Origin of the sequence: Fulvivirga marina (assembly GCF_016775155.1) — a bacterium.
GTDB classification, from domain to species: domain Bacteria; phylum Bacteroidota; class Bacteroidia; order Cytophagales; family Cyclobacteriaceae; genus Fulvivirga; species Fulvivirga marina.
Window position 1 is genome coordinate 1 of the sequence record NZ_JAEUGD010000041.1, and the last position, 22937, is coordinate 22937.

The window sequence follows — 22937 nt, forward strand, 5'->3', positions numbered from 1 at the left end:
AATTACGCAACTCTTAAAGTGGCATAGTAACACCGAAATGACTGGCATAGTCCGACCGAAATAACCAATGATCATGGAAACGCGATTGCCATGCAAAATCTGCATGTATTTTCCGGCATTCGAACGTGGTTCGCCCCCTGTACCATCGTACGATTTTCGACAGGTTGTCGTGCAACATGGGATTTTTATTACCGGTTATTCCGCCAGGTGGGTTGGGTGATTCTGGATGGGGTTGTGATCCGAATTCCGGTTGATCCGGTTCCACCACGTTGGTAGAGACGCGATTAATCGCGTCTCTACCAACGTCCCCAACCAATAACCCATCGCCATCGTCCACATCCCGTCCAAACCCACCATCCGGTTTATCAATAATCACAATCCCATGAACATGATTGGGCATAACAATATGATTGCCCAATTTGGCAAACGGAAATTGATCGGGAATTTTCAACCAACATTCATGGGACATATGGTATCGTCACCGCGAGGCACGAAGCGGTCCCCATATTCTAAGCTCTGCTCTTCTTATAATTTGGAGACTATTTGCCTACTGATTTCTGCAGCCATAATCCCAGAATGATGCACGTGCAGAGGCAATACGGTATTTGTTTTGGTAGGTGTCGGACATGGATACTTTCTATATACGTTTTAATTTCATGTATAGAAAATGTGCTTTTTCTATACATGTATACTTTTAAAATAGATGTGTAAACCTATGGGGAGGGGTTACTGTGGAGATTCTCCTGAAACAAAAAAACCGCGAAATTCGCGGTCTTAAATCTATCTTTTTATTTCAATAAATCTTAAAATGCAGGAGTATAACCTTTAATATACTCTGGCTTATACTCTTTAACCGAGGATAAATATTTCTTAGTATCAACTATTCCTTTCTTAGTTGAATTACTATCTGTATTATCAGTACTAGTTTGTTTCTTCAATTGTTTTTCCATAATTAAGATTACTTATCTCACCAGAGTTTTACTCAAAAACTACATCTTCCTCTATCATCTCGGCTATGTTCATTGTAGGAAGTACAAATTGATCAAACTTCGTATTATCAAGCTTTGCATGTAATATACCCCTTGCAGTGCCAACAGTAAGTGCGGAAAGATGGATGAAAAAATCTTTCGGAATTATGTATTGACTGCTTTTTTTATCCAAAAACCTCAGAAAAGCCTTTTGTTCAATATCAAAATGACAAGAAGTTTTCAGGATTATGAATGGTCCTTTCTCGCATAAAAAGGATATCTCAAACCTAACCGCCAGGCTATGTTCTTCCTTATCGATACCAAATTTGAAGCCTGATTCAAGAGTAACTTCCTCTTTTTCTTTATAGTTGCTTTCTATCGTAGCAAATTCCTCTGTTACAATAGTTTTAATAGCAAATGGAATTATTTCGTTTTTTGACATACTTATCCTTCCATTTCATAATGAGATTCTTCAGCAATCATCCTTTCCTTGCTGAACCCTTGAGCATAGATTTTTCTACTTACTTTCTGATTCTCACTAATTTTAATACTGCTTGGGCTTTTCACAATATATGAAGTTTTAAATGTTTGCCGAACCAGTCCTTCATGAATAAAGAACATTCCTCCCTCACTCTTCTTCACAACAATTTCATCAGAAGAAATTACAGAAATTAGCTCAATACCCAGGGCGCTTTCTATTTTGGTAATAGTTTCCAGTTTCAGGTTTTCCCTGCCCTTCAATATTTTATTCACCTGCTGCGGGCTCACCTCTAAAAGCTCTGCCAGGTTCTTTTGGCTTAGCCCCTTATCCCGCAGGGCCCGACCAATTTTGATCGCAATTTTGGCCGATTTCCTCAACCAGGCTCTGTTAGCCTTGCGATAAGCATTGTCTTCCCTCCATTTACTATCCACGCCTTCAACCAAATAACTGTTGAAGGCTTCAATACTTTCCTTGCTTTCTCTGTTCTTCATAGATTTTATTCTAGATCAATAAACTTATCTGAAGCGGTGTTCAATTTTAATGCATCTCGTACGATACTCATTTTTGTCAATTCCAAATCAGTATGTTCTCTTTCCTGCATGGTTTTGGTCAGCTTGATAGCCCCACCTGTGATAACATAACCATCAGCGAATTTTACTGCATAAATTCTTAGCCACGTTTTGCGTTCGCTGCCTTTTGCTTTTTGTTTTTGATAATCCTTGATTTGATATTCTCTATCATTTAACGGTCGAAAAAGATTATCCAGGTTCGCTCCTTCATCTTCTTCTAAGGCTTCAAAGAGCTCATACGATTCATCATAAGTAGTGTCTACTGCCTCGTCTACGGTTATGCGCCCATAAAAACCTGATTGTAAATCAGCCTTATGTCCTTCAAAAAAATCTTGCAGCCATATAATATCAGACCAGTTATCTTGTAGTATTCTTAGAACATGTGCAAGCTCTCCTTCCCATTGAACAGCCCATAGTTTGTTTTTAAGAGTTTCAAATATACGATGTATTAACATATAATCAACCTACAAGTTTATTTTTAAGTTCATTTTGTGCTCTATCAGTTTCTTCACATCTCATAGGTAGTTATATATTTTCCAAGCCCTTCGCTATTAGTTCGTTACTTGTTTGCCGTTTTACTTACACCTCCAAAAGAAAACCTCCTTACAAAAGGAACATGTGCATTGAACTGCGAGCCAGTGTAATTCAATAGTTCTGAAATGTGACTATTTTTTTCAATAATGATTTTGATTTGGTTAGACCTCTCAAGAAAATCTGACAACTGCTTATCAGGCTTACTGTCAAATTCTTTGAAAAGAAAGTGAGCCTGCTCTCTGTATTTTCCAAGATTCACTGCCAAAACAAACATGATAGCCAAAAATTCTTCATTCTGCTTTATCTCATCATATCGCAACTGTTCATGAGCACGTATAATGCGATAGATGTTAATGAAGCGTTTAATTGTTCTTGGGGTATTGCCAACCAAGCAAATTATTTGTTGTAGAAGCTCATATTCTTTGTTTGAAATTCTAAGATCTTTTGGATGAATTCGAGAACCTTTTGCTCCGTCATTTGATCCAGGTTCAGAGTTTTCTTGAAGAGCTTCAATGACCTTTTGGAATTCATTATCACTTACCTGTTTTATTTCTTGTGACTCTAATTCCGACTGTAACGCTTTCAGCTCTTCGGATGTAAGCTTTTCTACTTGGGTTGATGTTTCAATTTGATTTTTAAGAATCTCTTTTACCATATTTTGAGCATCATGTTCTGTTGCGTCCTTTAATTGAAAGGGTATTTGAAAGATTTTCTCCAGATATTCATCTGGCTTAATTTCTTCTCTTTCCCCCGGTGAGTCAAAATTGTTCGGGGCTTGCTGTTTGTAATTTAAGGCATTGTAAACACATCTTTTATCAATACCTACAACAACATTAAACAATGGGAATGCCATCAATAAATGAACGGCCTGAATAACCTCTAATACTTTTGTGTCAGTGCACCTGTCAAGATCATCGATGTAGAGAATTATACGGTCAAGAGGTTTTTTAAATAATTTTGTGAGTTCATCATGTTCTTTTTTCTTATCCTTTTGTTCATTTTGGACTTCTTGCCGAGCTTTAACATCTACTTCTATATCTCTAAAAAGCTCACTAAGAGTTTCGAAATCCTTTCTTATAATTGAAATAAGACCAAGGTGAGCCTCATATGTTTTATCTCCATTCCTCCTTTTGATAAAGTTATAAAACGCTCTTTTTGCTACAAAATGATTCAAAGTATACTCTAAATCGGTAATCTCCTGATCTATTCTATTAAGTTTACTCTGAGCCAACAACATTTCAGAGCTTTTCTCTTTTATCTGTGTCTCCAGCAGTTGAAGTCTTTGATCATAGTTAAATTTAGCCTCTTCTAACTCCTGATTATATCGATTTTTGTAATCAATAACCGGCTGAATAAGTTTCCTGAAATTTTTATACGATTGATGAAATTTCGCAAATACAGGCCCCACAATGCTGAAAAATATTGTTATATGACGAGCTGTTTCATCAATAAAATTACTTACAAGCCCCCAAGGATTAAACCAAACAAATAGAAGAACGAGTGTTGAAAAGAAAAAAGCTAATATGTAGCGCCATGAAAAACTACTTAAATTCTCATAAAAAGTCACCCAGGATGTCAATTCCTTATACAGGACATCAGGTGAAAGCTCATTGATCCTTTCTTTTGATATACCGTATTTATTTAACTGCACCTTAATTTCATCCTCCAGAGCAACTTTCTTTCGGACGTTATCAATTATTACTTTTAAATTCTTGTTTGCAACCTCATCCAGTAAATCCTGCTTACTTTGCTTTAGTTCATCTATCTTAGTCTGGGTTTCCTGTTTCTGCTTTTGGAGCTCTTCCTTTTCATTTGTTGTAATCTTTTTTTCGGTTGATAAAATTTCCAGCTTCTCACTTAGCTTTTGTCGTATCTCTAATTTCGCGTTCTTTCCTTTACTGCTATTAGTGATGTATTCATCCAGTTTCTCAAATATACTCGCAACCAAACCAGCCCATAGATTAGCATCAAGGTAAGACCATGCATTAAATTTAATTTGAGCTATCCCCTTACAAAACGGCTCTTCATCATTTTTCACATCAGGATCAACATCTTCGACAAACGCCTGATTAACCGATAATTCATCAATTCGTTTGGATAACTGCTGCATAAAAAAACTCTTACCGGAGCCCCAAGGCCCGAGTAAAGCAATGGCTAGAGGGGGCTGTACTTGCCTTGAGGCAAGCAACAAGGCAAAGGCTCGGATATCATTCTCTATATCCAATAAATCCTTTGTAGAGTAGGCTACGTCATTGTCAAAGCCTGTTAGTTTAATTTTATTTTTAATATGTTTTGTTATCTCATGCTCTATTTCATCTTCGGCTAAGAATGGGGTGCTAATGCTCAGCTCTGTGGAATTAATAATTTCCTCAAAAACAGACCTATGAACTCGCCATAGATTACCCTGAAGTTTTTCTGAATTCAAAAGTAATAAATCAAAATTTGGAAGTTGCTCTAGTTTTTTTCGAGAAACTGCCCTGGTAAATTTATACAGCAGTTTAAAGTGTACCTGATTTCTTTGAGGGTAAATCTCATAAACTTCAAAAAGTCCTTTTACCTCTCTATTTGGTGAAGCCTGAAAGCCTATAACTAAATCCCCTGGGTGGAGATTATAGAGATCAGACTTTATATCAAGATTACTAAAAACAACATCTTCATTATAGATAGAATCTACATTAAAATCCTCTATTATTAGTCGATCCTGAGTAACGTTCAACCACCAGTAATAGTCACTGGAACGATGTAAAATTAAATTCTCTATGGCTGCAATTTTCCGAACTTCTTTGGGATCATTGATCTCAAAAGCACTTGTAATGTTGCTTCTCACTTTTTTGTATGAATCCACTATTGATCCCTCAGTAAAAGAATTGTCAGCTTGTTGCTTACTACCACTCCTCTCTTCTATAAGCTTCACTCCCCACTTTTCCTGAATGTCAGGATACTTATACAATTCTGTTTCAATCCAACCAAGATCAAAAACCTCAAATTTTCCTGCAATTAATTTTTGCATATAGGCATTAAGCTGATTAGCTATATTTTGATGAACTCTTGAGAAAGCCACTAGTAAGTATGATAATGGCTTCAACTCTTGAACATGAAGCTCCATCTTCTTTAACAGCCTAAAGGTTTCAGTAATTTTTGTTTGTCCCAATATAGAAGCGACTACATCCGGAGCAGGGGAATTTGCTTGATTTTGCCACAGATCAGGTCCCTTCTTTCCCTTGGCAGAAAAAGGCTGCAAGTCTAATCCAAATACTTGATTTAGAAGATCCTGTGCCAGACCTTCCTTAGATTTATCGCTTATCTCATCAAAATTAAACTTGCTCATTTCAAAATTTCATTAGATTTCCTTGCCCTTCAAGAACATTATGCACTGAACCAGATATTTTTATACAGAAGATGTACAATCACAAAAGGGCTTTGGAAAATAATAAAATATTTGCAAACCGTTTCCTTTTTCTTTTCTGGACCATCTGACATTTACTTTCCCAATGACCATTTAGGGTTTCTCAAACACCTGCCTACCAAATCCCCAAAAATTCCCTTAATTTACACCCATGAATGTACGCCTGACCCAAGAGCAAAAAATCAAAGTCCTTAACTCGGAAGATGTGTATCGTGTGATGCAGCAGGTGCTGCTGCGGGAGAATAAGATCCGCAGAAACCAAGAGCACTTCTGGGTGGTGGGGCTGGACAATAAGAATAAGATCCTTTTCATTGAGCTGATCAGCCTTGGGGCTGTCAACCGGGTGCAGGTGGCGCCGCCGGAGATTTTCAGGATGGCGATCTACAAGCTGGCAGTGCAGATGATCCTTGTGCACAACCACCCGAGCGGCGAACTCACACCATCTGAAGGTGATAAGGATGTTACAGACAAAATGATCAAAGCGGGCCAGATGCTCAACATTGAGGTGATTGACCACCTCATCATCTCCGAAAAGGAGTATTTCAGCATGGCGGATAAGGACATTATCGAAGAACTGAAAAACAGCCACAATTATGTGCTGATGGACAGGGAAAAGGCGCTTTTGATCAGTATGAAGATTGATGCGGCGAAGGAAAAAGGCAGTAAGGAAAATAGTGCAGAGATAGCAAGGAAGATGCTTGACAAAGGCTATGACACCAAAACCATCAAAGAATTAACCGGGCTTAGTAAGAAGGAGATTACTGCGCTGAAGGAGTAGTTTTGGTTCTTCGAAGTTAGACCAATTGAGTCCGTTCTTCATAATCAGGAGATTGCTTTGTCGTTCGTACCTCTCTCCGCGCAATGACGATGATATCGACTCGGGCTGCACACAAGTAATTGGTAATCAATACAAATAAAATCATATAACCTCGTCATTCTGAAATTTTCGTAGTGTAGCGGAGAAAATATTCAGAATCCCTCGGAGTGGAATACCTGCTTAAATAACCTCACAAGCCTTGATTGAACTGTGGAGAAACACCCTTATAATCCCCTCAAGGGGATAGTGTGAGTGCCCTAAATTGAAGATTCATTAAAGATATAATTAGTTCTTCGTAGCAAGGGGATTGCTTCCTCGTACCTCGTCGCAATGACGAGTTTAATTTAAGTTCCGTCATCACGAGGAGGTACGACGAAGTGATCTCCTTGATCGTGGCACTGACTAATCACTGCCCCGAACCCAGTTTTTCAACTATAGTTAAGGAAATTGCTTCCTCCCCGAAAGCTTTCGGGACAGGCTGTACCTCGTCGCAATGACGGTTAGTATAATCAAAATTATATACCCCGTCATTCTGAAATTTTCGTAGTGTAGCGGAGAAAATATTCAGAACCCCTGGGAGTGGAACACTGGCTTAAATTAACCTCACAAGCCTTGGATTGACCTGCGGAGAAACACCCCTATAATCCCCTCAAGGAGATAGTGTGAGTGCCCTAAATTGAAGATTCATTAAAGGTATAATTAGTTCTTCGTAGCAAGGGGATTGCTTCCTCGTGCCTCGTCGCAATGACGAGTTTAATTTAAGTTCCGTCATCACGAGGAGGTACGACGAAGTGATCTCCTTGATCGTGGCACTGACTAATCACTGCCCCGAACCCAGTTTTTCAACTATAGTTAAGGAAATTGCTTCCTCCCCGAAAGCTTTCGGGACAGGCTGTACCTCGTCGCAATGACGGTTAGTATAATCAAAATTATATACCCCGTCATTCTGAAATTTTCGTAGTGTAGCGGAGAAAATATTCAGAACCCCTGGGAGTGGAACACTGGCTTAAATTAACCTCACAAGCCTTGGATTGACCTGCGGAGAAACACCCCTATAATCCCCTCAAGGAGATAGTGTGAGTGCCCTAAATTGAAGATTCATTAAAGGTATAATTAGTTCTTCGTAGCAAGGGGATTGCTTCCTCGTGCCTCGTCGCAATGACGAGTTTAATTTAAGTTCCGTCATCACGAGGAGGTACGACGAAGTGATCTCCTAGATCGTGGCACGGTCTAATCACTACTTGAATCCAGTTTTTCAACTATAGTTAAGGAGATTGCTTCCTCCCCGAAAGCCTTCGGGGCAGGCTGTGCCTCGTCGCAATGACGGTAAAAAAAGCGATTCATCATAAACCCCTAAACTAACCACTATTACCGATCACTGAATACCGAATACTGATCACTGACAACAGGTCACTGGTCACCGATATCACAGCGACTCAATCACTTTCTTCAAAGAGGCTGTCTGCTTCCATTGCCCAAACTTCGATTGTAGCAATTCGTCTTCTTTGAGTTTGGCGCTGTCGCTGGTGGTTTCTTTGAGCAGCATGAGTAACTTTTTCAGGTTGCGCGCTGGCTCTTCGGGCATGTTTCTAAGGCAGTTGTGCAGCAAGATGAACATGCCTTCCTTGTGCTGTGGAGATACGGTGTACAGGTTGATAGCCAGGTCTGCGAAGCGCTTAACTGGAGAAAACTCCTGGGTGTAAGTTTTGGCAAGTGCGGCCCCTACCTGCGCATGGCTGATACGCTGGTTGAAGGTCTCGTTAACCCATATCTCTCCGGCAATGGTTCTGGCTGTTTTGTCACTGCATGTCATAGTGATGGCCAGGAAGTCGTGGGGCACTTTGCTGTATTCGTTCCAAATACCCGCCAGATACTCTAGCGCGCTGATCACACTTTTCTTATCTGACTCCGATGAAAAGGTAGACCACTTCAGTCCCTTTTCCATCAAGGAGACCAGCAGAGGACCGGGATTATTCGGGGTTAAGGATAGAAACCGTGCAATATCGTTGCTAAGTCCTTCAAGCCACTGTTCTTTAATCTCCATCTGAGCGTACAAACTGGAGTCAACCTTCTTTGATAAGAACTTCTTCTTAATAAACCCGACTACTCCTGAAATCGCATTTTCATTAGCATTTCTTTTTACCACCAGCTTTTTATGGTGATCCTTAAAAGAAATACTCTTACGTTTCTTGTAATCATACCGTTGGTTCATAAATGGTTCCAGGCCGGTATACCATTCAAATGCTCCTGTCAGTTTCTGTCGGTCATGTTGAGACCCTATCAAAGATTCAAGTTCTTCATATACTGCCTCTGGGTCTTTGGATATTGCTGCGGTAATCCATGCTTTTTGACGCTCAAAAGGTCCCGATAGCCTTTCATCTTCCGTTAGGTAAAAGATAAACAGGCGTTGCATTTCTGCATTTAGGGAAGAGTTAATATATTCTTTTGATACCTCTTTATAAGGGAAGCATCGGGCCAAAGCTATTTGTAAGTCCAGTTCATTGATGGGAATCTTCTTCTCCTGATACTGTTTAACCCTGTCCACCAGCACTTGCGGATCAATGAAACAAGGCAGGTGTGTAGGTGTTGAGAGCAGCGATGTACTATCCCCTCTGGATAACTTCTCCAAGGAATAAACCAGCATTTCTCTGAAAACAAAATACACCGGTGTAGACCCGCTGGTATGCCATGTTTTTAGGGGAGTGAGTCTCCTGCGGTACCACCCATGTTCACGATCCATCTCCACATCCTGATTGTAATAGGCAGTAGCCATATCATGAAGCACTTTGGCATCTTTTCCTTGCTCCTGCACCAACATTTTTCCATACTCAATAAAGAATGTCGCGAGCATATTGTCCAGGTACCCTACCCGGCTGTTCCAGTCTCCCATCACGGACTTATAAGCGCGCTGCAAGGCGGGTTCCAGTTTGGCTATATTGCTGCCCTTCACCTCATCTTGCAGGTGTATAAGACTGGCTATAAGTGCATCAAAATGGTGAGCCTCGTTATTATCAAAAGCCTGACTGCTGAGAAACATGAGTTCATCAAAATCTCTGGCAACGCCCAGCGGCCCCATGTCTTCTAAAGCCGGTAACTGGGCCGTTTCAAAGGCTTCTTCAGGTAACGGCTCTTCATCAGCCTCCTCAATGAGAAAAGCCACATGCCCCTTAGGCTCCGTCATTAGGGTACTCTGATACATGCTGATTTCGCCCTTTAAGGCCTCAGTTTCATCAGCATACTTCGCTATCAGTTTAGCCGCCCGTAGCTGTATATCGTTATCCTGCTGCAAAAAGGCCTGACAGGCATGAATACAAATCGTCTCTTTTAAGTCCTTATCCTTTCGGGCAATTTTATCCAGCACCATCAAGGCGGACTTCACCACCGACTTGGTTTCAGAAGTCAACAGCACAGGGGCATTATCGACAAAATCCTGACGGGCAAAGTCCTTTTGGGTCACTATTTTTTTAATGGCCTTGAGTGCTCCGTTGATCACCTTGCTATGTGGAGAGGTAAAAAGGGCCAGAATGTCGTGCTGATGCTCCAGCATTTCTTCATCAGTCGGCTCCAGGTAGAAGAACAAATCGATGAACCAACCTGAAGCAGATGTATTGAAATTTTTATTAGCTGCTTGTAACGATGAGCTCAATACCCTTTTCCTATTGAGTCGATCGGTCTCTATCAGTAGCTTAAAGGTTTCTTTCCAAGTATGCTCCTTTACCTCATCTACATAACTTATATACTGATCACTCCAGTGAATACTCGACTCATAATCAAACAAATACCAAATGTGCTTATCTAATGTTACTGGTCTCTTCCATAAGCCACCGGGCACATACCGCCACTTGTGGTCATTCGCCTGAGTACGAATGCTTTCCAGGATACGAATAACAATCAGCTCCGGGGTCAGGGTAACGTACCCCTTCTCCTCCAGGTCCACCAGTTCATCATAATTCAATGGAGTCTGCGCCCAGCTACCATCACTGATATCATTGATGTCTTTTTCCAGCCAGGTCGGACAGTACCACGGCAGGATTTGGTCCATCAGTGCTTTGGTCATTTGTCGCCTGGCTCCCCATGCCTTATTATAATCTCTCTGGTTATTACACACAAAAGAGAGTATAGTGAATATCTTTTTCTGAGCTTCTGTACCCTTGGGTGTGGAAGAGGTTCTAAAAACTGACCCTCCGCTACGCTCCTCTTTGAAGTTAAACTCCCAGACATACTCGAATTCCTTCAAAGCCTTAGCAACTTCTTTCTTTTCCTTTTTGTCTAACTTTTGAAGAAATGGAATAACCTCGCTTTCTTTTTCATTCTTAATGAGGTCACCAATTCGCTCAGCTGGGGTCATGAGATCAGTCATTTACCTGAAGTTTCTTTTTAGTAGCCAAAATATGTTTGCAAACCCCTCTTTCTCCCTGGTGTCGGGCAAACCAGGTGCATGTACAGCGCGCCTGTTCCCCATCAATAACCACGGTGTGGTTTACTCCGCTACCTTCCACACTCGCCTCCACTCTACCAGACTCTTCCGACACTATGGTCACCTTATTTTCTGCCACAAGCTTTTCAGCACCCTTTAGCCTGGGGTTAAGGCTTAAAATGCGGTCCATTTTGAAAGGTAGCCTTCTATAGAAGTATTCGTTATGATCAAGGTCAAAACCCAACAAGCCCATTGCAGCCAGCCGGGCAGTAATATTTTTAATCTGAGCCATATCCAATGATTCCTCAATGGCTAGCAAAGTGGGATTAAAGGCCTGATTGGCATAACTGTAGTTATCAAAAGCCTGTATCCATTCGTCAGGCACGTCCTCTATTAATGATTCCAGAGCCGCTCCTTCACCTGAGAAACCGCGCCAGTGGTCGCGACTCAGGGTAAGCGAAAACCTAACCGTCCCAAAGTAAAGCTGCCATGTTGTAGATTGCATATCAGGATGTGGAAACACCCTAAATTCATCAATCAAGGGAATCAATGGCTCCAGCAATTTAAGGCGGTGTACCCCGCCTATACAGATGGCATCGTTAGATTTCATAGGAGAAAACATCCACTGGTTTCCTCTCTTCACCAGATAGTAGTCTGTTTTCACTTTTCCCTTGGGGATGGTACGGAACAATTGAACCGCCTGTATCCGGTTGCCTTTCACCTCCTCCGTTGCATCTGCCAGGTAAATTTGTACCGTTGTCAGCCCTTTGATCCACTTTATCGGCAATGGCACCTTTCGCTCTACAGTCTTTTCTCCCTCACGGTGCAGCCCCACCTCTTTTTGCCCTACCGATAGCACCACGTTCTCATTTTTCCTGACTGCACTCAACGCACTGATCATAGGCGGGTTGAAGTCAACGTTTGTAGTGCCATTCTCTAAAAACTCTCCATCATGCCCGTCGGGCATCACATCCACACGTGCATATACACCCGCACAATGCGAAAAGCCCTCAAAGCGGATCCTCTCATTTCCGGCAGTCACGATCGGGTCTTTAAGCAGAGCCATCTGAAATGGCGATAGGTTAAAACTGGACTTTACCACATTGCTCAAAGTGATCAGGCACCGGCTTACTATGAATGGGTCTGTCAGCTTACCCCAGAAGAAGCATGGGCTATTGCCTTTCTGCACTTCGCTGTATTGTGCAAGAAACAATTCATCAGAAGTGCCGCTTTTTCTTAATGTTGAAGGTTGATTATAGGAGTAAGTAATTGTATCTGACATAGCCGGATCAGTTTTATAAATCCGTCTGAAACTAGCCAAAAATTATATTAAACAAAATTTTTTGAAGTTTGAATTAGGGAGATGACTTGCTTGATGACCAGAGTTGGAAGCAGGAAGACCAAAGTCCGAAATGGTTCTTGCTTTAGGGTTAGAGTAATTGGTGTTCAGTATAAAACCAAATTAATTAACTCGTTATTCTGAAATTTTTGTAATGTAGCGGAGAAAATATTGACAATCCTTCGGGGTGGAGCACTTGCCTGAATAGCCTACAAAAGCCTGAAGTTGGGCCTGTGGAGAAACATTCCTATAATCCCCTCAAGAGGATAGTGTGTGCGCTTAATATAACTCAAAAAATACGAATCAGGACAATAACTTTGGACAATAGGTATTTGCATATCTTATAGGTGATCCACACCGCTGGCAAGAGGTCCTTCTCCATCAACACGCTACAATGAGACGCTCCCATATGCGCAAGATTCGGGTTTTAACATGCAGCGATCCATATAATATTTGTCGCTTTAAACCAAAAAGCTATGCGTACGATATTATTATTAATTTTTGTAAACCTGTTAATAACCGAGACTTCTAATGGCACCTATTTCAGAGACACCACAGACCTTGCTCATATTACGTCTCCTGTAGATTCGAATTTTGTGCAGGTATTAAGCATTGAACTTCTGAAAGAATATTTGCTATCAGAAATAGAAGTTTCCTGCCCCTCCGTTGTTCTCGTCACCTATAATGAGCAAGGTAACAAGCAGACGACGGAGTCATACCCATTGAATCACTTCATAGAAAATCTTCAACAACACAATCTATTCAAACAGAAAAGGATATATCTCATTCTAACCCGATTCAAAACCTATTATTTCAGCAACCTGAACAGACAAAATTGATGAAAGATAAGAACCTCACTAAAGCCACCCCAGATGATCCTAAACAGGAAAATAAAACATTACGGATTTTGAAGCTCTGGAAAAACAAAATCAGGTTTATCCCTGGAGCTGAATTCATGAATTACACAAAATAGAGTTATCACCATATGCAGTGAGGAGCAGCAATAAGAGCTAACCTGCCAGAGGTAAGTGAGTTACGGTAGTGTAATAGCGGCCTGATCAGACGAAGATATACATAAACTTCTATTGCCCTCATCTACCATGTTGGATCTGCTGGCATAAAAAAGCCGCCTCTGAGTTCACCCCAGGGCGGCTTTTACCTTTATGACCAAACAGAATTAGTCGATCAACTCAACGTTAACCGCGTTCATTCCTTTTCTTCCTCTTTCCACATCAAACTTCACTTTGTCATTTTCACGGATCTCGTCGATCAAACCGCTCTCATGTACAAAAATGTCTTCACCTGAATCTGATGGTTTAATAAATCCAAATCCTTTGGTATTATTAAAAAATTTTACTATTCCTTCTTGCATTACTTTATTAATTGTGTATTTGTATATTCTTTTCTTTTCGAATTAGTCGATCAACTCTACGTTAACCGCATTCATTCCTTTTCTTCCTCTTTCTACATCAAATCTTACTCTGTCGTTTTCACGAATCTCATCTACTAAGCCACTTTCGTGTACAAAGATGTCTTCACTTGAATCTGAGGGCTTAATAAATCCAAATCCTTTGGTATTATTAAAAAACTTTACTGTTCCTTCTTGCATTACTTTATTTAATTGTATTTGTGTTTTCTTTTATTGATGTCAGGTTTGCTTTCAATCCTGCTTATTTTATTTTACGCGTTGCTTTACCGGGGCCAGTTCCATCCTGCCCAATTGGTATAGCATTTTGATATGATCCCAAACGGCCGCTGCGAAAGTTTTCTTGGTATGGTATGGTATGCCATACTCTCTGGCAGTCTCAGCCACAATGCGCGACAGCTTTCTGTAATGCACATGACAAATATTTGGCAACAAATGATGTTCTACCTGATAGTTTAATCCTCCTATAAACCAGGAGAAGACCCTGCTACGAGGCGAAAAATTGCTTGTGGTCGCTAGCTGGTGGATAGCCCAGTCATTAGCAATCATGCCATCCTCATCCGGCAACGGAAACTCTGATGATGGCATTACATGTGCCGTTTGAAACACCAGGCTAATTGCTATCCCCGTAACAAAATGCATGGTAATAAATGCTAGTACTACCAGCCATGGCGACATTGATAACATAATGATAGGAAGTGCCAGCGTGTAAGAATAATACACCAGCTTCCAGCTTATGACCTGTAACATTTCTTTTCTAAACTCTTCCTGCTTGATGAAACCCATCTTTCGGTATTGTCTCATCTTGATAAAATCTTTGGAAGTTACCCAGGAAATAGTGGAGAGACCATAGAAGAACCAGATATATATAAACTGAAATTTATGTAACCAGTATTTTTTAGCATGAGGTGAAAAGCGCAAGAAAAACGGCGCACTTATATCATCATCTGCTTCATCAATATTGGTATAGGTATGATGAAGCACATTATGCTGTATCTTCCAGATCGTGGCATTGGCACCTATCAGGTTGAGCGTATAGCCCATGTATTTATTTACTTTCCTGTTTTTAGAATATGCCCCGTGTATCGCATCATGCATTACTCCCATGCCTATTCCTGCCATGCCCAGTCCACTGAGTATATACATAAAAAATAGTACCCATGGACTGGTTATAAAACCAATATTTACGATAACCAAAGGCACAAAAAAAAGTGAAAGCATGAATACAGTTTTGGTAACCATACTGCCATCACCATACTTACTGAGATTATTCGTTTTGAAATAATCGTTAACTCTGTTCTTTAATGTTTTAGAAAAATCAGAGCCAGTTGCGTTTGAAAATTTTGGATTCTTTGTATTAATGATATTGTATTTTGTATTACTTAGCTTTTGTCAGGTTATTGATAATTAAGTAATTGAAAATTTAAACCTATTATCAATCTTTTAACTCTTTTGAGTATTAAGTGCCTGATCTATATTGTGGAACTGCGTGTAGGAATTATTGAGATACTTTTTCAGAGTGGTCTTAAGATCCTTACATTAGGAACAACACCGTACAAACATACTACTTATTTTTAAAGTTCAAGCTAGGGCGGTAACATTTGTATTTTGTAAACAGCTTACTACAGCTCTGCATAGACCTAAATGTACTTACAGTTCCTTGATTACTTTAAATATTGCTACATCCGAGTCTTTATACACATTAAGCAGATAAATACCTGCAGGCTGATCAATATTAATTTTCAACATGCTGGATTTAAAAGAAATTGGCACATCAATTACCCTCCCTGAAAGATCAGTCACCTCTACGCTAAAATTCGCCCCAAGCAAATTGGTTTCTATATTCAATTCCCCACAAGTTGGATTCGGGTAAACCTTAACAAACCTCTGCTCCAAACCTCCCACCCCCAACGGAGTAACCTCCAGGCACTCAGACCTAACTTCGCAGCCTCCTTTAGTAACGATGACGGCATAACTACCAGCTTGGCTGGGTTCAAATGTAAGGTTTATTTCCCCTTCTATTGCTAAACCGCCATTAGCACAATTTATCCACTGATAATCTGCCCCCTGAGTATTGCATATTAGCGTATGCTCGCTAACCTCAATGGCTAGATCAATGACATTAACCCGTACATTGGTAGTAATCACACTGTCACAACCTGATATTGTCTTCAACATACTGATAAAAGAAATATCACCGGTTATGTTTTCTTTTTTTGTACCATCAGGGAAAGTATAATCCTCGCCTCTACAGACCGAAACCTCCTCCTCAAAATCATAGACAGAGTTTATACTCACCACAGTGGTAACCAGACTATCGCAACCACTGGCGGCACTTAACTGACTCACATGGGTTAAAGCCTCCGAGATACCAGAGACCACTGTACCATCTGGAAAAGTAAAATCTTCGCCGCTGCAAAGCGATATCTCCTGCAACTGATTATAGACTGGTGTTACCTTAAGTGATGTTACCACTACACTATCACAATTATTTTGAGAAAGTAGCATGCTAGTGTGCTTGACATTCTCAATAATACTGGTCAAAACCACTCCGTCAGGGAAAGTATAGTCCTCACCCGAGCAAATAAACTGATCAATAAAGGTAACTGCCAATTTTGATAGTGCCTGATATGCATTAAGTACACCATGACCATGATACTTATCCCAACCAGCGATATCCTCATTTGGCCTGCCCACACCATCCATGGCAGTGTTATATAAAATACTCTTGATGGAATCAACTGAAATATCCTCATTCATCCCTTTGATGAGAGAGATAACACCGACCACAAATGGCACTGCCTGAGATGTACCTCCCCACATGCGATTATAATCATTATTCCCTTTATAGTTAAGGCCATAGATATAATTCCCAGGCGCCACGATATCGATATGATCTCCGAAATTGCTACCACTGGCAGCATCGTAAAAGAAGGGGCTGGCACGAGTGTGATCTGGGTTAGTAGCTCCTACGGCTATTACACTTTCATACCCCGCCGGGTAAAAGACCTTCTCACTATTGATATTCATCATACTGGCCACCACAGGCACTCCATGGCTTCTCGCGTAATCAACAGCATCTCTCATTGCAGCTGAAAAGTTTATTCCCCCAACCGACATATTGATGACATCGGCGCCGTTATCCACGGCATAATAAATGGCTGATATCCAGTTGGAGTAAAAACCAGAATTATTCTCGTCCAATACCTTACAGGCCATGAGCTTACTTTTCCAGTCCACGCCAGCGTACCCTATCTCATTGTTACCTGTTGCTCCTATAATACCTGCCAAATTGGTACCGTGCCCATGGTCATCTACAGGGTCATTATCATTATTTACAAAGTCCCACCCGTGAATGTCATTATAATATCCATTACCATCATCGTCCAGCAGGTTTCCCGCTATTTCCCCGGTATTCACCCATACCCTGCCATCAAACTCCGGATGGTCCAGCTTTATCCCGGAATCCAGTATAGCAACTACCACACTGGTATCTCCGGTAGTAATACCCCAGGCCTTTTCCATATCTATGTCAGCCCCTTCCACACTAGTAGCAGTGAGTGTTCCGTCATTGTGAAGCCCCCACTGCCGGTTATTGTAATGCGCATCATCGGGGGTAACTGTACATTCTGACCCTCCATACCCCATGTAATTAGGCTCCGCATACTCATAAAAGCCCGTTTTCATTAAAATATGGATCACTTCATTTACATTGATCTGATCTCCAAAAGTATAAAGAACAGGTTGTTGCGAAACGGGAGGTCTACTACTGGCACTGCCGTTACTTCCCCCTGCCTTATTATTTGGAATAAGGGTCTCTGCATTGATTACGTTCAATTGTCTGTTAAGATCTCTAATTTGTGGATTGTCAATGGTTATCCCTCCGGTTTGCTGCCTGGATATGGCAATATCACTATTGAATTTAACAATCAACTGATCATCCGCATATACCTGTTTTACCATGGCGTCAGGAGCCTGAGCTACGGCAACATTGCCTCCTACAAATGAAAGCTCCAGCAATAAAACAGCCACTATAAATAAAGGTATATGTATATTTCCCTTCATATTATCTTTTACCAAAAAACAAATGTAACTAATATCCTTCCTTGAAAATACACTCTGAATCTGCTGAACGCTCTTTTGTACAGATTGAACGCCAAAGAAGTAGTTGAAACCATGGATTAGATGGGTGAATGATTTAACCATGTACCCTGAGAACAATGCAGGAGTAAAGTGGCTCTTGTAATACTTACCATAAATGATTAGTAAGTTTGCGCTGATCATTTACCTTTACCTTCGCAACTGCTATGAGTCAACTTGAATTCCATTCGGCTACCGAAGATACCCGGCAAACCTGGTTTGTCGATGTAATACTCCCCGTACCCATACCTAAGATGTTTACATACCGGGTACCTCATGAGCTGAGCGATCTGGTTCAGATTGGGTGCAGGGTGATCGTTCAGTTTGGCTCAAGAAAAATTTTAACGGGTGTGATTGGGAGGATGCATCAAACTCCCCCAGAAAAGTATGAGGCCAAGTATATTCTGGAAATTCTTGATGATGAACCGGTAATCAACAAAATACAAATAGGTCTCTTCCATTGGATCGCTGACTACTATATGTGTACTCTGGGCGAGGTACTCAACATTGCCTTACCCACGGGCCTGAAGCTCAGTAGCGAATCAAAAGTACAGCTTCACCCTCACTTCGAATACTACGAGTCTGATCTTGAGTTTAGCGACAAGGAAGCTATCGTGCTGGAAACATTGCTCAAAACGAATAGTCTTTCTTATGGTGAAATTAGTAAGCTGCTCAATTTAAAGTCAATATATTCGATTATAAAATCGCTGGTTTACAAAGAAACCATTATCATTTTTGAAGAAGTTAAAGAGAAGTATAAACCCAAAAAAGAAAACCGCATAAGGTTAAAACCTCATTGGTTAGGTAAGAATCAATTACAAAAGGCTTTCGACGAACTTGCTAGCAAACCCAAGCAAGAAGCCATACTGCTGCATTATTTGCAACATGTACCCGTTTTTAATGAGCCTGAACTTAACCAAAAGGGACTTATCAAATCGAGTTTTACGAGTAGTGACTTATCTGGTTCATCCCTGAGAACGCTTATAAAGCATGAAATCTTTGAAGAATTTGAGGTCATAGTTTCAAGGTTTGACTCTTACGACAACTCTCTGGCAGAAGTTAACCTGACAGAAACTCAATTAAAAGCTAAAGACGAAATACTAACCAGTTTTAAAGAAAAGGATGTTACCCTGCTTCATGGAATAACCGGGAGTGGTAAAACAGAGTTATATATCAGCTTGATCCAGGATGCGCTAGAAGGCGGAAGTCAGATTCTTTACCTACTACCGGAAATAGCCCTTACCACCCAAATTGTTAGCCGTCTACGCAAAATATTTGGAGACAAAATGGGTGTTTACCATTCAAAATTCTCAGATAATGAACGTGTTGAAGTCTGGAAAGGCGTGCTTTCCGGCCGATACCAGTTCGTTGTAGGTGTACGTTCTGCCATATTTTTACCTTTTGACAATTTAGGTCTAATTGTGGTGGATGAAGAGCATGAATCATCATATAAGCAATATGATCCGGCACCTCGGTATAATGCCAGGGATGTAGCCATGGTCATGGCCAACCAACATCACGCCAAGGTACTGCTAGGCTCAGCTACCCCTTCGATGGAGTCGCAATACCAGGCCCAGCAAGGTAAGTATGGGCTGGTGAAGCTCACTACCCGATTTGGTGAAGGACAACTTCCTGATTTTGTTGTAGCTGACATGATCAGGGAAAGGAATAAGAAACTATCTAAAGGAGAGTTTTCATCAGAACTTGTCAGCTCCATTAATCAGGCACTGGAAAACAAAGAGCAGGTGATTATTTTCCAAAACCGTAGGGGTTATTCGCCTTATATTACATGCAATGAATGTGGGTGGATACCCAAATGCAATAGTTGCGCAGTGAGCCTTACTTACCATCAGTATAGAAAGGAGCTCAGGTGTCATTATTGTGGATATAAAGAACCGCTGCCCAGCACCTGCGAGGCCTGTGGTGCTACTCACTTGAAAACTATAGGTTTCGGCACCGAAAAACTCGAAGAGGAAATTTCATTGCTCTTCCCCCAGGCCAGAGTACAGCGCATGGATCTGGACACTACCCGTAAGAAACGTAGCTACGATACCATCATATCTGATTTCGAACAAGGAAATATTGATATACTTGTAGGAACACAAATGGTAAGCAAAGGACTCGATTTTGATAACGTAAACCTTGTTGGAATTTTCGACGTTGACAGGATGCTCCACTTTCCCGATTTCAGATCCTTTGAGCGAACCTTTCAGCTTTCCACTCAGGTAAGCGGACGAGCAGGAAGAAGAAATAAAAAAGGCAAAGTAGTGATCCAAACCAGAAGCATTGATCAGCCTATACTCAAACAGATTATAGAGCACGGATATGATAAGTTTTACCAGAACGAGATTGCAGAACGCCATGCTCATCACTACCCTCCCTTCACGCGCCTGATCGGTGTTACGGTTAAAAACCGTGATGTTAAACTCGCCTCTTTAACGGCAATCAAACTCGGCAACCTGATCAAAGAAAAACTTGGCACAAAACGTGTGCTTGGCCCAGAGGAACCGATAATCTCAAAAATCAGAAATGAATATTTGATGGAGTTGACCATTAAACTGGAGAGGTCTCAGGTTAATCTGGCTAAAGTCAAAAGTATATTACTGGAAACCAGGTTGGAATTGATGCAGGAAAAAGAGCTAAAAACCTCCAAAATAATCTTTGATGTAGACCCTTACTAAGCTGATAACCGTTAATCTTACTTTAACATGACCTGTAAACTGGAAATCATTTTATATTTTTGCCAACATTGATGAAAAAAATCACAGACATACTCCTGATGCTCGCTTTGGCCATACTCGCACTGGCTACTGTCAGTTGCGAAGAAAATGAGCCTGAAATTACAGGTATAGAGCCCTCTTTCAAGATCAGGTTCATTAATCAGGACAGTATTTCAAAACTCAATGACAGCATAAGTATTATCAATGCTGATTTACAGGAGATTGCAGATAGTCTGGTAGTGATAGACACACTGGAAAGCCGGGACGAAAATGCCGATTATACGGCTAATAAGGAAGCTCTCAACACCTACAAGAAAGAACTCAACCAGGATAAATCTGACCTCACTAAGATCATAAACCTGATCAACTCGGGTAAAGTGCACCTAACAAGTCTTGAAGGACAGAATGGTGTCGGTACCCTGATCTATGAAGACAGCCTTACATTATACAGGTTTCCTCTTAACACCAATGCTGATTTTAGCAGGTTTATAATGACCATTGACGGGAATGAATATTCCCTGGACACCTATTACACAAGAGAAACCGTTGAGGAAGAACGGTATATAGTTATCAAGGCCTATAATTTTGAAATCCGGGATTACTCCCGGTTTGACAGTCTGAAAATAAGTCAGCGAGACTCTATCAACTATTCAAGCAATGAAGCCACTGTTACAGCATATTTTTAATATTCTACTGCTTTCCTTATTCTGCCAGATAGCTGTAGCGCAGGCAGATGCGGATACTACTGCTCTGGAAATAAAGGCAGGTCCTGGTATTTATATAGATTATGGAAAGTTATTGACCATTCCTACCGATTTTGAAACCAAGTTTGAAGCAGGTCTCTCTTTCAGGCTTAAAAACAGACTATCTCCTAATGTTCAGGCCGGTATGGGTAAGTTAGAACCTGGTGGTGCGATCAATAATGGCACATATTTAGCTGAAGGGTGGTATGGCCGTATAGGTATAAACTACCTGGTGCCCTTAAATAACAAAAGTATGCTATACGCCGGGGCAAAATACAGCATGAGCAGATTTGATGAGAGTGGCAGCTATGAGATAGGTAGTAACCTCTGGGACAATTACAAAGATGGGTTCAGCCGAGAAGGTTTACAAGCTGATTGGTTTGAGGTCATTTTGGGTTCAGAAACCATGCTAGATGACCATTGGTCTGCTGGTGGTTACTTTAGCTTGAGGATTTTAAACCAAAGGGATGAGTTCAGTCCAATTGATACCTACGCCATCCCTGGATATGGTCGTGCCTTTGATAAAACTACTCCTGCTGTTAATGTCTACATTCGCTTTAGCCTGTAAGCATTAAATCTCCCACTCATCATTCATCAGGCTAATGGCGTGGTGAGCAGTAAGATCAAATATACATGGCACCACTGACACGTAGTTATTAGCAATAGACCACTCGTCATTATCTTCACCCTTATCAAAATTCACAAAGTTTCCTGCCAACCAGAAGTATCTTCTTCCATTAGGATCGTATCGCTGATCAAACTCCTCCTGCCACTTCGCCCTTGCCTGCCTGCATATCTTGATCCCCTTAATATTTTCATTTCTTTTAGGTGGAAAGTTAACATTAAGCGCCACACCCTTGGTCAGACCTTTTTCCAGCACGGTCTGGGCTATTTTCTTAATATATTCCCGTGTATGCGAAAAATCTGCATCGGAAGCATAGTCGCAAAGTGAAAAGCCAATCGCAGGCATACCTTCAATAGCTCCTTCTATAGCAGCAGACATGGTGCCCGAGTACAAGATGCTTATTGCAGTATTACTGCCGTGGTTTATACCACTAACCACCAAGTCAGGACGCCTATCCTTCAACACAAAATGCTTGGCCAGCTTAACACAATCGGCTGGAGTACCCGAACACTCATAGGCTGTTACCCCTTCAAAAATATCTGTTTCTTCAAGCCTTAATGTATTGCCAATAGTTATGGCGTGGCCCATTCCGGATTGTGGGCTATCAGGAGCCACCACTACTACTTCCCCAAGCTCCTTCATTACTTCGACTAAGGTACGGATTCCCTTTGATGTTATTCCATCGTCATTTGACACTAAGATCAGCGGTTTTTTCATGTGTGTTTTTAATATTTAGATTAGTATAGCACATG

Annotated in this window: 16 protein-coding genes; 5 read left to right on the plus strand and 11 right to left on the minus strand. The window is 40.9% G+C overall.

Going from position 1 to position 22937, the window contains the following annotated elements; genetic code table 11:
• Positions 1–978: 978 nt before the first annotated feature.
• The 4 genes from JMN32_RS10605 to JMN32_RS10620 all read right to left on the minus strand — a co-directional run bounded on the left by JMN32_RS10605 (position 979) and on the right by JMN32_RS10620 (position 5880).
• The gene (locus tag JMN32_RS10605; RefSeq protein WP_202856312.1) at positions 979–1410 is read right to left on the minus strand and encodes a hypothetical protein; all 432 of its coding nucleotides are present in this window, start codon (positions 1408–1410) and stop codon (positions 979–981) included.
• Between the two features lie 2 nt (positions 1411–1412).
• Positions 1413–1940, minus strand: coding sequence for a helix-turn-helix transcriptional regulator (locus JMN32_RS10610; protein WP_202856313.1), 528 nt, complete (start codon positions 1938–1940; stop codon positions 1413–1415).
• Between the two features lie 5 nt (positions 1941–1945).
• Entirely contained in the window at positions 1946–2473 is a 528-nt protein-coding gene (locus JMN32_RS10615; protein ID WP_202856314.1) for a hypothetical protein, read from the minus strand.
• A 104-nt stretch (positions 2474–2577) separates the two neighbouring features.
• Complete coding sequence (locus tag JMN32_RS10620) at positions 2578–5880, minus strand: P-loop NTPase fold protein (protein ID WP_202856315.1); 3303 nt, start codon at positions 5878–5880, stop codon at positions 2578–2580.
• Between the two features lie 229 nt (positions 5881–6109).
• Here JMN32_RS10620 and JMN32_RS10625 point away from each other — a divergent pair, with 229 nt between their 5' ends.
• Positions 6110–6736 (plus strand): JAB domain-containing protein, encoded by a 627-nt coding sequence (locus tag JMN32_RS10625; protein WP_202856316.1) that lies wholly within the window; start codon positions 6110–6112, stop codon positions 6734–6736.
• A 1465-nt stretch (positions 6737–8201) separates the two neighbouring features.
• On the opposite strand, the gene JMN32_RS10630 is transcribed toward JMN32_RS10625, so the two are convergent.
• Both JMN32_RS10630 and JMN32_RS10635 read right to left on the minus strand, forming a co-directional pair.
• Entirely contained in the window at positions 8202–11135 is a 2934-nt protein-coding gene (locus tag JMN32_RS10630) for a DUF6493 family protein (RefSeq protein ID WP_202856317.1), read from the minus strand.
• A complete protein-coding gene (locus tag JMN32_RS10635) occupies positions 11128–12474 on the minus strand; it encodes an SWIM zinc finger family protein (protein WP_202856318.1) in 1347 nt (448 codons plus the stop codon). Before JMN32_RS10635 ends, JMN32_RS10630 begins: the two co-directional genes overlap by 8 nt.
• Before the next feature lie 533 nt (positions 12475–13007).
• Here JMN32_RS10635 and JMN32_RS10640 point away from each other — a divergent pair.
• A complete protein-coding gene (locus JMN32_RS10640; protein ID WP_202856319.1) occupies positions 13008–13370 on the plus strand; it encodes a hypothetical protein in 363 nt (120 codons plus the stop codon).
• A gap of 338 nt (positions 13371–13708) precedes the next feature.
• On the opposite strand, the gene JMN32_RS10645 is transcribed toward JMN32_RS10640, so the two are convergent.
• The 4 genes from JMN32_RS10645 to JMN32_RS10660 all read right to left on the minus strand — a co-directional run bounded on the left by JMN32_RS10645 (position 13709) and on the right by JMN32_RS10660 (position 18241).
• Complete coding sequence (locus JMN32_RS10645; RefSeq protein WP_202856320.1) at positions 13709–13903, minus strand: cold-shock protein; 195 nt, start codon at positions 13901–13903, stop codon at positions 13709–13711.
• Positions 13904–13945: 42 nt separating this feature from the next.
• Entirely contained in the window at positions 13946–14140 is a 195-nt protein-coding gene (locus JMN32_RS10650; protein WP_202856321.1) for a cold-shock protein, read from the minus strand.
• Positions 14141–14206: 66 nt separating this feature from the next.
• Positions 14207–15178: a fatty acid desaturase family protein gene (locus JMN32_RS10655; RefSeq protein ID WP_202856322.1), complete on the minus strand. Its 972-nt coding sequence runs from the start codon at positions 15176–15178 to the stop codon at positions 14207–14209.
• Between the two features lie 429 nt (positions 15179–15607).
• Entirely contained in the window at positions 15608–18241 is a 2634-nt protein-coding gene (locus JMN32_RS10660; protein ID WP_202856323.1) for a S8 family serine peptidase, read from the minus strand.
• A gap of 23 nt (positions 18242–18264) precedes the next feature.
• Between JMN32_RS10660 and priA the strand changes: the two genes are divergently transcribed.
• The 3 genes from priA to JMN32_RS10675 all read left to right on the plus strand — a co-directional run bounded on the left by priA (position 18265) and on the right by JMN32_RS10675 (position 22128).
• Positions 18265–20778 (plus strand): replication restart helicase PriA, encoded by a 2514-nt coding sequence (priA, locus tag JMN32_RS10665; RefSeq protein ID WP_202856324.1) that lies wholly within the window; start codon positions 18265–18267, stop codon positions 20776–20778.
• 71 nt (positions 20779–20849) lie between these two features.
• Entirely contained in the window at positions 20850–21503 is a 654-nt protein-coding gene (locus JMN32_RS10670) for a hypothetical protein (protein ID WP_202856325.1), read from the plus strand.
• Positions 21475–22128, plus strand: coding sequence for a DUF6048 family protein (locus tag JMN32_RS10675; protein WP_202856326.1), 654 nt, complete (start codon positions 21475–21477; stop codon positions 22126–22128). The genes JMN32_RS10670 and JMN32_RS10675 overlap by 29 nt, the downstream gene beginning before the upstream one ends.
• Positions 22129–22131: 3 nt before the next feature.
• Here JMN32_RS10675 and surE read toward each other — a convergent pair whose 3' ends face one another.
• The gene (gene surE, locus JMN32_RS10680; protein WP_202856327.1) at positions 22132–22902 is read right to left on the minus strand and encodes a 5'/3'-nucleotidase SurE; all 771 of its coding nucleotides are present in this window, start codon (positions 22900–22902) and stop codon (positions 22132–22134) included.
• Between the last annotated feature and the right edge of the window lie 35 nt (positions 22903–22937).